Raw genomic sequence first — 9,910 nt, 5'->3', positions numbered from 1 at the left:
GTGAGCGGGTGAGCGGGTGAGCGGGTGAGCGGGTGAGCGGGTGAGCGGGTGAGCGGGTGAGCGGGTGAGCGGGTGAGCGGGTGAGCCATGGAAAGATCAACTCAGTAAGATACGCTGTGATCGGAAGCCCGCTCTTGTTATCCTTTGCCTAACTAGGGACAACCAGACCAAGCCACAATCCGCCAGATCTTCCACTATATACGACCCTGCTCACCCGCTCACCCGCTCACCCGCTGACGCCTAGGGAAGCCCGCCCCCGCCCATGGCGCCGTACACCTGCCCCGTGGCATAGGAGGCGTCGTTGTCGGCCAGCTGCACGTAGATGGAGGCGAGCTCCGCAGGCTGGCCCGGGCGGCCCATCGGCGTGGCCTTTCCGAACTCCTTCAGCTTTTCCTGGGTGGCGCCGCCGCACACCTGCAGGGGCGTCCAGATGGGGCCGGGCGCCACGCCGTTGACGCGGATGCCTTTCGGTGCAAGCTGCTTCGCAAGCGAGTATACCGAGTTGGAGTTGGCGGCCTTGGTCATGGCGTAATCGAACAACTCGCCGGAAGGCTGCAGCGCCTGCTCCGAGGTGGTGACGATGATGGCCGAGCCCGGCTTCAGGTGGGGCAGCGCCGCCTTCATGAGCCAGAAGGGTGCGTAGATATTGGTCTTCATCGTGCGGTCGAACTGCTCCGTCGTGATGTCGGACAATGACTCCTTCGTTTGCTGGTAGGCGGCATTGCTGACGAGGATGTCGAGGCCGCCGAGCTGTCGTGCCGCGTCCGCGATCAGTCGGGTACAGAAGCCCTCGTCGCAGAGGTCACCCGGAAGGGCTACGGCTTTTCGGCCTGCGGCCTCGATGAGTGCGATCACCTCTTTGGCGTCTTCCTCCTCGGTAGGGAAATAGTTGATGGCCACATCCGCGCCCTCGCGGGCGAAGGCGATGGCGGCGGCGCGGCCCATACCCGAGTCGCCGCCCGTAATGAGGGCCTTGCGCCCGCTGAGGCGACCGGAGCCTTTATAGCTTTCCTCGCCGTGGTCGGGCTTCGGGTCCATCTTCGACGCGAGGCCGGGCCAGGGCTGCTCCTGTTCTGCAAACGGGGGCTTGGGATATTTTTCGCGCGGGTCCTGGAGACCATCTTGTTGCTTGTCGTTCATCAGTACGTTCGTTTCTGCGTCGTGCTACCAAAACCACACCTTTCCCGGCAGTAACCCGGCCCACCCCTGGCCCACCCCCGGCCCCTCCCCAAGGGAGGGGTGCCTCTGCGGGGCATTCTTTGTCGTACCGAAAAACCCTACTGTGCGGATTGTCTACAACAGTCCGCGATCTGCAATCAGCTCAAATCGTATCCATCTTATAAGATCTGCGTTCCTTCTCTTTCCGGCCCACCCCAAAGGGAGGGGCGCCTCTGTGCAGCATATCCGTACCGTACCGTAAAAATTAGAAGTGCGAACTCCATACATGCGTCGATAATCAGCGATCAGCTCAAATCGTATCGATCATATCGGATCCGCGTTCCTTCTCTCCTGCATCCTCCTTAGCAGTCGCCCCATCGATCAACGCTCGTTTTACTCCCCTCCCCGAAAGAAGGGGTTGGGGGATGGGCGGGCACCCACACGCTCACCGATCCCGCGGGCGCGGGGAACGTCCCCCAGCCCTCGTCGTTGATCGTGACGGTGCCCTCCGATTTGCCCAGCAAATCGTGGAAGGAGCGGCCGGCCCAGCGGGTACCGATCTCCATCTGCTTTTCGGCGGCAACGCTGTTCGACAGGACCACGGCGCAGCCTTCATGATCGTCGTCGCCTTCGCGCGTCCAGCCCACGCAGTGCGCGTCGTCGAACCAGGAGCGCTGCAGGCCGTAGGCATAGTCGCGGCGCGCCCCGAGCAGGGCCGGCAGCTCTTCTACGGCAGCGAGGAAGATCTCGTGCTCCCCGCCGTCGCGGCCGCGGTCGGTATAGTGCGCGCCGAAAAGATCGGGATAGAAGACACAGGGATAGCCTTCTTCACGAAGTAGAATAAGCGCATAGGCGATCGGCTTGAACCAGTGCTCCACCGGCGCCTCGAGCGACTGCAGCGGCTGCGTATCGTGGTTGTCGACGAGCGTCACGGCCTTATCGGGGCGGATCGCGGTCAGTGTGTCGTTGAAAATGCCGCCGAGGTCGTAGTGGGCGCCGGCCTTGCTGGCCTCGTGCAGGCGGTGCTGCAGCGGCGCATCGAAGAGGCTCACGCGGTCGCCGGTGGCTTCGAGGTAGGTGAGGAGCAGGTCGACGCGGCCGGGCGCCCAATATTCGCCCACGGCAAAGAGCTCCCTGCCGGTACCGGCGCGCAGCCGGTCGAGCCACTCGTTGTAGAAGCGCGGGGAGATGTGCTTCACGGCGTCGAGGCGCAGCCCGTCGAAGCCCACGGTTTCGTGGTACCAGTGGCCCCAGCGCACGAGCTCCTCGCGCACGGCGGGGTTGCGGAACTCGATATCGTTGTACATCAGGAAGTCGTAATTGCCCTTCTCGTCGGACGTGAGCTCTTCCCAGTCGTCGCCCCACTCCTGCAGGATGTTGAACACCGCCGTTTCCTGCGTGCCGTGGTGGTAGTCGACGCCGCTGAAGCACTGGTGGGTCCACTCGAATTGCGAGTACTGCCCGCCGCGGCCGGGGTAGGTGAATCGGGTGAAAGCCTCGATGTCCTCGGGCTCGCCGAGCGGCGTGAGGCGGTGCTCGGGGTCCACGCGGAGGGCCGAGAAGGTTTCGGTTTCGTCGCCGCCGCCAAGGTGGTTCAGCACGATGTCGGCCAGCACATTGATTCCCGCACCCTGCAGGGCCCTCACCGCCGCGAGGAGCTCGTCGCGGGTGCCGTACCTGGTGCGCACGGAGCCCTTCTGGTCGAACTCGCCGAGGTCATAAAGGTCGTAGACGTCGTACCCCACCGAGGCAGCTCCTTCCGCCCCCTTGGTGGTCGGCGGCAGCCAGGCGGCCGTGATGCCCAGCTCCGCCAGCCGGGGCGCTAGGTCGCGTACCTGTTGCCACCAGGAGCCGTCGCCGGGTACATACCAATGAAAAAGCTGGAGCATCGTTCCGTTGTGCATGAAAGCTGATGTTTGACCGTTGACCTGAAAAAGTCATTCCATGCCGGGAAAGGCAAAAGGCAAAAGTCAAAATTCAAAAGGGTCGTCTCTGTGCTGCCCTGCTTCCTGTAGCGGTAGGGCCACTGGTGGAAGGTCGTAGCAAAAGCTTTTGACTTTTGAATTTTGACTTTCGAATGAACGAAGGATCGATGCCCGTAAGGAAGGTACTCCCTTAAAGAAATTTGATGGTCGCCAGGTGTACCCGGCGCACGCGGATGGTGCTGCGAAGATTGGGGTCGGTGGGCAGGGCCATGGTGTAGAGGTGGAGTTCTTTCTGGCCCTTGGCAAATGCTGCCAGGGCTTTGTGGGAGAGGCGGAAGCTGTTGCCCGTTTGCCGCTGCAGGTCCTGGTCGGCACCTGTGTACAGGGTGATGGTGCGCTCCCAGCCGGGCATGGCCTCGCCGGGTGTGTAGGTCAGCACGAGCGTGCCCTTCTTCTTCAGGGCGCTGCGCTTCAGCGTGGCCACGTTGCGGGCGGCGTCCTCGGCGTTGGAGCGGAGCAGGAGGCGGGTTCCCGATCGGAGGGTCCAGGACGCGTCGGCGGCGGCATCGCGGCGGGCGCCGCCGGCGATGGATACGGTGCGGCCTTCCTGCGCGAGCAGCGCGCCGGAGCAAAGAAGCGACAGAAACAGGAAGAGCGTACGCATAGGAGTGATTTTTTGGTGAGCGGGATCGGTGGCCGGATCGCGGCAAATATCCCGTATTTATTGGAGTGTCGATCGCGAGTGGGGTTTACCGGGTAAGTGGCCGCCGTAGGAAATTTAACAACTGCTGTAACAGTCAAAAGGCAAAAATCAAAAGTCAAAAAGCCTGCGATGGCTGATTCCTTCACCCTCCACGCCTCCGCTCACCCGCTCACCCGCTCACTTGCTCACTCGCTCACCCGCTCACCTGCTCACCGCTCTACCGTCGCCACGCAACGAAAGCCCAGCCACGGTTGCGGGCCCTCGTAGCGCTGGCGGGCGGTGATGCGGCACGAGTCGGCCGGGAGTCCGTAGTGCCCTCCTTTGGCGATCCCCGGCCTGGCCGTCATTTCGGCCACGTTGCCCGTCATTCCATAAAGGCCGAACCCGTTCTTCCCGCCGGCATCGGCCGGCCAGGTAGCCACTTCGGGTGGCCGGCCCGTTTCGTAAGTTCCCCAGTGGCTCCGTCCGCCGTAGTTGAGCAGCGCATGGCCCTTGCGGGAAACCGTATCGCGTACGCCGAACGGGAAAGCGGCGGGGTCGAGACCGCCCTGCCCGGCTGCCTCCCATTCGGCCTCGGTCGGCAGGCGGTAGCGTACTTGACGAAAGGCCCACCTGTGGGGCTCGCGCGCGATGAGCTCGTTGACACGTTCGGTGCGCCAGCGGCAGAAGGCCTCCGCCTGCTCGTAGCTGACCGCCACCACCGGGTAAAAGTTGAAGGCAGGGTGCCGGAAGTACAGCTGGCCAAGGGTGCAGTCAGACGAAGTGCCAGGCCCGCTGTAGCCCTCGTTCGGCATCCAGCAGCTGTCCGGGAGCGATCCATCGGCCGTGCCTTCAAGGCGCATCTTCCAGAAGGTATATTCCCGCCAGTGCACGATGGCCACCTCGGTGCGGTCCATGAACAGGGAGTCGTTCACCCGCACCGTGCCCGGCGGCGCCGTCTTTTTGCGGCCGCCGGCAAAGGCCCAGAGCCCGGTGCAGAGGGCCGCGAGCACAACAATTCGAAGCATTCGCATATATGATAACAGAAAGATAAAGATTGCCCTTTATATGAACCCTCCGCCCTTTTGCCGTACCTTTGCGCTCCTTAAAACAGCCGAAAGTCGGGATCGATAAGCCGGTGCTACAGCGCCACGCCCTTTTGAATTTTGCCTTTTGCCTTTTGACTTTGTTATGAATATCAGAAATATTGCCATCATTGCCCACGTAGACCACGGTAAGACGACCCTGGTTGACAAGATCCTCCACGCCACCGCTGTGTTCCGTGAGAACCAGGAGACCGGCGAGCTGATCATGGACAACAATGATCTCGAGCGCGAGCGTGGCATCACCATCTTCTCCAAGAACGCCGCCGTTACGTATAAGGGCGTCAAGATCAACGTAATCGACACCCCTGGCCACGCCGACTTCGGCGGTGAGGTGGAGCGCGTACTGAAAATGGCCGACGGCGTTTGCCTGCTCGTGGACGCCTTCGAAGGCCCCATGCCCCAGACCCGCTTCGTGCTCCAGAAGGCCCTTGCCCTCGGCCTGAAACCGATCGTGATCATCAACAAGGTAGATAAGCCGAACTGCCGCCCCGACGAGGTGCACGACGCCGTGTTCGAGCTGTTTTTCAACCTCGACGCTACCGAAGAGCAGCTCGACTTCCCCACCTTCTATGGCTCGGGCAAGAACGGCTGGTTCAATACCTCCCTCGAGCAGATCGAAGGCATCGAGCCCCTGCTCGACGGCATCCTCCAGCACGTGCCGCCGCCGAAGGCCACGTCTGAAGGCACCCTGCAGATGCAGGTGACCTCCCTCGACTACTCCTCCTTCCTCGGTCGTATCGCCATCGGCCGCGTGGCCCGCGGTATCATCAAGGAAAACATGCCCATCACCCTCATGCAGGCCGACGGCTCCGTAAAGAAGCAGCGCGTGCGTGAGCTCTACGTGTTCGAAGGCATGGGCAAGAAGAAGGTGACCGAAGTGGTTGCCGGTGACCTCTGCGCCGTGGTAGGCCTCGAAGGATTCAACATCGGCGATACCGTGGCCGACTTCGACAACCCCGAAGCCCTCGCCGTGATCTCGATCGACGAGCCCACGATGAACATGATGTTCTCGATCAACAACTCTCCCTTCTTCGGCAAGGACGGTAAGTTCGTGACCTCGCGTCACCTCCGCGACCGCCTCATGAAGGAGACCGAAAAGAACCTTGCGCTCCGCGTAAAAGATACCGACTCCGCCGACTCCTTCCTGGTGTACGGCCGTGGCATCCTTCACCTCGGCATCCTCATCGAAACGATGCGCCGCGAAGGCTACGAGCTCACCATCGGCCAGCCGCAGGTGCTCGTGAAAGAAGTGAACGGCACCAAGTGCGAGCCGTTTGAAACCCTCGTGGTCGACGTGCCGCAGGAATACGCCTCCAAGGTGATCGACCTCGTAACCCGTCGCAAGGGCGAGATGCTCATCATGGAAACGAAAGGCGAGATGCAGCACCTCGAGTTCGACATCCCCTCGCGCGGCCTCATCGGTCTGCGTACCAACATGCTCACCAACACTGCCGGTGAAGCCGTGATGAACCACCGCTTTGCCGAATACAAACCCTGGAAAGGACCGATCCCCGGCCGTAACAACGGTGTGCTGATCGCGAAGGACAACGGTTCCACCACGGGCTACTCCCTCGACAAGCTCCAGGATCGCGGATACTTCTTCGTGGATCCGGGTGAAGAGGTGTACCGCGGCATGATCATCGGCGAAAGCAACAAGCCCGGCGACATCGTGGTGAATGCCAACGAAGGCAAGAAGCTCACGAACCACCGTGCTTCCGGCTCCGACGCGGCCACCAACATCCAGCCCAAGCGCGAGATGACCCTCGAAGAATGCATGGAATACATCCAGCAGGACGAGTGCATCGAGGTGACGCCGAACCACATCCGCATGCGGAAGGTGATCCTCGACGAGGATGAGCGCAAGAAGCAGTCGAAGCGCATGAGCGCCGAAGCCGTCAACTAATTCAAAAGCCCCTAGCGGGGCTTTTTTGTTTATTGGTCTATTCGTTTATTGGTAATGGTCGTTTTAGGTCGGAGCTATCTTCCCGATAGGGCTATCCTGCAACGACCCGGCAAACCCGCTTGCACTAAGGCTCCGGCAGTCAAGGTAAAACCCTTAAAACCTCCAAAACCCTTAAACCCCCAAAAACCGCTAAAACCTCCTTTTTTAAACCCATGCAACGTTTTGGGGTCCCAGCCTTGTCTTATAGACTCTTGCTGGCATATTTTTTCAAAAATCTGCTGTAAAAGAATGGTTGAAGGTTAAACTGAAAGGGCTCCCGCAAGGGGGCCTTTTTGGTGGAAGAGCGAAGGCATAGAAAGTGGAGGAAGCGTTTTTTTACCGCTAAGAAAAGAAGGGGCTAAGGGTTTCGCTAAGGGGAGGGTGTCTAATTGTCTATTGGTAAATGGGTCGTTTCGGTGTGGCATTGTTTATCGTATTGAAAAATCTCGCATGCGAGAAGGCTTGCCGAAGGCAATTTAAACCCACTAAAGCGAGCATCTGCGTGCATCGTATAAAATCCGTATCATCTGCGTTCCTTCTCTCTGGCTGCCTTCGAAGGTTTCCTGCCCAACAAAAAGGGAGTAATCAAAAACCTGATCAGGATCACTTTCTCTGTTGATGCGCGTCAATGACCAAGGGTAATAGCTGTCCTAGCTTTGATGGGATGCGTCGGGCGCCATGGGCTTATGGTTCCTCACGCCGAAGGACACCTGAAAACCCCTTTCCATGAACCAGATACGCTATCTCGCCGCCGCCACGTTGCTGCTCCTGCTGCTGTGGGGCGCCGCCTCCTTCCTCAACCTGATCCTCCGCACCCACGCAGCGCCCCCCGCGGCCCAAACGGCAACGGCTGCCACCACGGGCACCGCGCCTGCGCCCACCGGGCCAGCCGCCGAAGGCAAAGCCATCTTCCAGCAGAACTGCCAGACCTGCCATGCGCTCGACAAGGACCTTACCGGCCCCGCCCTACGCAACTTCACCGCGCGCGGCCCCTGGGCCGACCGCAAGGAGGTATACAAGTGGGTGCACAACCCAGCGGCCTATATCCAGAAAGATCCCTATGCCAAAGCGCTCCAGCAGAAATACGGTGCCGTGATGCAGGCCTTCCCCCAGCTCACCGAAGCGCAGATCGACGCCATCGTAGCCTATGTTGAACTGCAGTAAAGAAGGCGGAAGAAGTCAACGAAGTATTTTCTTACCGCTAAGAAAAGAAGGGGCAAAGGTATTCGCTAAGAGTAGAGGGTCTAGTGGTCTATTGGTAAGGTGGGTGTTTGGGTGCAGCATACCCTATCGTACAAAAGGATCTTACCTGCGTAAGGATCTCGTAAACGATCGCTTGCTACAACGAGATCCATATCCGCACTCATCGAATCAAATCCGTACAATCTGCGTTCTTGCTCTCCCGCCTGCCCATGTTCACCACGCTGCCCCAAAAAAGAAAGACGCACATGCTGCGTCTCTACTTCCTTATTCGATATTCCTTGTTCTTCTGTTGCCCTCACCTTATTCCCAGGGCCCCGCACCGATGCGGACCACTTCGGGGTCGCCGCTCGAGTAGTCGATCACGGTGGAGGGCGTCATGCCGCCGATGCCGCCGTCGATCACTGCATCCACGAGCTTTTCGAAGCGGTCGTGAATGAGGTCGGGGTCGGTGTATTCCTCCACGATGTCGCCGGGCAGGGTGGCGCTCAGGATCGGGTTGCCGAGCTCCTCGGCGATGCAGCGCGCGATCTTGTTGTCGGGGATGCGGATGCCTACCGTGTCGCGCTTCGTCTTCAGGATCCGCGGCACCTCGCGGCTCGCGCCGAGGATGAACGTGTACGGGCCCGGCAGGTGCTGCTTCAGCGAGCGGTACACGGGTGTATCGAGCTGGCGGGCATACTTGCTGAGGTCGGAGAGGTCGGGGCACACGAAGGAGAGGTTGGCCTTTTGTGGGTCTACGCCCTTGATGCGGCAGATGCGCTCCACGGCCTTGTGTTGGAAGATGTCGCAGCCGAGGCCGTAGATGGTGTCGGTAGGGTATACGATGATGCCGCCGCCGCGCAGGATCTCGGCTACCTGGCGGAGGAGGCGCGGCTGCGGATTTTCGGGATGAATGTGGATCAGCATAAAGTGGATCAGCGCAAAAGTTACGCCTTTTAACAGGCCGTTTACGGAACGCGCTTCGCGAGGCCGGTCAAAAAATTAATTTTGCGTCCAAACCAGCACCGTCATGCAGCTGCAACCCGTTCCCGTTTTCGACGAGCTTTCGCCCGAGGCCTTTCAAAAGGACTATTACGTTCCGCAAAAGCCCGTGGTGCTCCGGCGTCTTGCCCGCGAATGGCCGGCGCTTACGAAGTGGAACTGGGAGCACTTCAAGGAAAAGGTGGGCCACCAGCGCGTGGGCCTTTACAATAACGTGAAAAGCGACGCCTACACACCCATCAACAGGGCCGACGACTACAAGACCTTCGGTGAATACATCGACACCATCCGCTCCGGGCCCGCCGGCTGGCGCATCTTCCTCTTCAACATCTTCGACCACGCGCCGGAGCTCGTGCGGGATTTCACCTGGCCCGAGCACCTGATGAAAGGCTTCGTGAAGAAGTTCCCGATGCTGTTCGTGGGCGGCGCCACCTCCATCACGCACATGCATTTCGACATCGACCTGTCGAACATCCTCCACACGCAGTTTGCCGGCCGCAAGCGCGTGCTCCTCTTTCCGTACGCCGAGCAGCACAAGCTGTACCGCAAGCCCTTCGAGGTGCTGAGCCTCGCCGACTTCTCGCATTACGGCAGCGCCGAGAGCAAGCTCGATTACACGCAGTTCCCGGCGCTGAAGGAAGCGCGCGGCTACGAGGTGATCCTCGAGCACGGCGATACGCTGTTCATGCCTGCCGGCTACTGGCACCATATGGAATACCTCGAGAGCGGCTTCGCGATGAGCCTCCGTGCGCTGCAGCCCTCGCTGGGCGGCAAGCTCAAAGGCCTCTGGAACCTCGCCGGCATGCGCACCATCGACACGCTCATGAAAAAGACCGCGCCGGTATGGTGGTACGAGCGGAAGAAGAGGCAGGTGTTCAATAACGCGCGCCGCGCGTTATTATAATGTGCTAAT

General features: G+C 60.3%; 8 protein-coding genes. 3 read left to right on the top strand and 5 right to left on the bottom strand.

The window, feature by feature from the left end; genetic code table 11:
* Positions 1-240: 240 nt before the first annotated feature.
* From ABD937_RS23770 to ABD937_RS23755, 4 genes are all read right to left on the bottom strand, one after another.
* Positions 241-1,140 carry an SDR family oxidoreductase gene (locus tag ABD937_RS23770; protein ID WP_345258581.1) on the bottom strand — a complete coding sequence of 300 codons (900 nt, stop codon included), beginning with the start codon at positions 1,138-1,140 and terminating at the stop codon, positions 241-243.
* A 380-nt stretch (positions 1,141-1,520) separates the two neighbouring features.
* Entirely contained in the window at positions 1,521-3,062 is a 1,542-nt protein-coding gene (locus ABD937_RS23765) for an alpha-amylase (RefSeq protein WP_345258579.1), read from the bottom strand.
* Between the two features lie 211 nt (positions 3,063-3,273).
* The gene (locus tag ABD937_RS23760; RefSeq protein ID WP_345258578.1) at positions 3,274-3,747 is read right to left on the bottom strand and encodes a hypothetical protein; all 474 of its coding nucleotides are present in this window, start codon (positions 3,745-3,747) and stop codon (positions 3,274-3,276) included.
* A 248-nt stretch (positions 3,748-3,995) separates the two neighbouring features.
* The gene (locus ABD937_RS23755; RefSeq protein WP_345258577.1) at positions 3,996-4,793 is read right to left on the bottom strand and encodes a formylglycine-generating enzyme family protein; all 798 of its coding nucleotides are present in this window, start codon (positions 4,791-4,793) and stop codon (positions 3,996-3,998) included.
* Positions 4,794-4,956: 163 nt separating this feature from the next.
* Between ABD937_RS23755 and typA the strand changes: the two genes are divergently transcribed.
* Complete coding sequence (gene typA / locus ABD937_RS23750; RefSeq protein ID WP_345258576.1) at positions 4,957-6,774, top strand: translational GTPase TypA; 1,818 nt, start codon at positions 4,957-4,959, stop codon at positions 6,772-6,774.
* 765 nt (positions 6,775-7,539) lie between these two features.
* On the top strand, positions 7,540-7,977 hold the full coding sequence (locus ABD937_RS23745; protein ID WP_345258574.1) for a c-type cytochrome: 438 nt from the start codon (positions 7,540-7,542) through the stop codon (positions 7,975-7,977).
* Between the two features lie 339 nt (positions 7,978-8,316).
* Here the strand turns inward: ABD937_RS23745 and ABD937_RS23740 are convergent, their stop codons facing one another.
* Positions 8,317-8,922, bottom strand: coding sequence for an L-threonylcarbamoyladenylate synthase (locus ABD937_RS23740; protein WP_345258573.1), 606 nt, complete (start codon positions 8,920-8,922; stop codon positions 8,317-8,319).
* A 103-nt stretch (positions 8,923-9,025) separates the two neighbouring features.
* Here ABD937_RS23740 and ABD937_RS23735 point away from each other — a divergent pair, with 103 nt between their 5' ends.
* Positions 9,026-9,901 carry a cupin-like domain-containing protein gene (locus ABD937_RS23735; RefSeq protein ID WP_345258572.1) on the top strand — a complete coding sequence of 292 codons (876 nt, stop codon included), beginning with the start codon at positions 9,026-9,028 and terminating at the stop codon, positions 9,899-9,901.
* The last annotated feature ends 9 nt before the right edge of the window (positions 9,902-9,910 follow it).

The sequence above is a fragment of the Flaviaestuariibacter amylovorans genome (assembly GCF_039541815.1).
GTDB lineage: Bacteria > Bacteroidota > Bacteroidia > Chitinophagales > Chitinophagaceae > Flavisolibacter > Flavisolibacter amylovorans.
The sequence above is the reverse complement of the archived record's forward strand: the minus strand, read 5'-3'. Positions and strand labels throughout refer to the sequence as shown.

Bases quoted from the DNA above. Each gene is read 5' to 3' on its own strand.
- ABD937_RS23770 (WP_345258581.1), bottom strand. From the start codon at position 1,140: ATGAACGACAAGCAACAAGATGGTCTCCAGGACCCGCGCGAAAAATAT.
- ABD937_RS23765 (WP_345258579.1), bottom strand. From the start codon at position 3,062: ATGCACAACGGAACGATGCTCCAGCTTTTTCATTGGTATGTACCCGGC.
- ABD937_RS23760 (WP_345258578.1), bottom strand. From the start codon at position 3,747: ATGCGTACGCTCTTCCTGTTTCTGTCGCTTCTTTGCTCCGGCGCGCTG.
- ABD937_RS23755 (WP_345258577.1), bottom strand. From the start codon at position 4,793: ATGCTTCGAATTGTTGTGCTCGCGGCCCTCTGCACCGGGCTCTGGGCC.
- typA (WP_345258576.1), top strand. From the start codon at position 4,957: ATGAATATCAGAAATATTGCCATCATTGCCCACGTAGACCACGGTAAG.
- ABD937_RS23745 (WP_345258574.1), top strand. From the start codon at position 7,540: ATGAACCAGATACGCTATCTCGCCGCCGCCACGTTGCTGCTCCTGCTG.
- ABD937_RS23740 (WP_345258573.1), bottom strand. From the start codon at position 8,922: ATGCTGATCCACATTCATCCCGAAAATCCGCAGCCGCGCCTCCTCCGC.
- ABD937_RS23735 (WP_345258572.1), top strand. From the start codon at position 9,026: ATGCAGCTGCAACCCGTTCCCGTTTTCGACGAGCTTTCGCCCGAGGCC.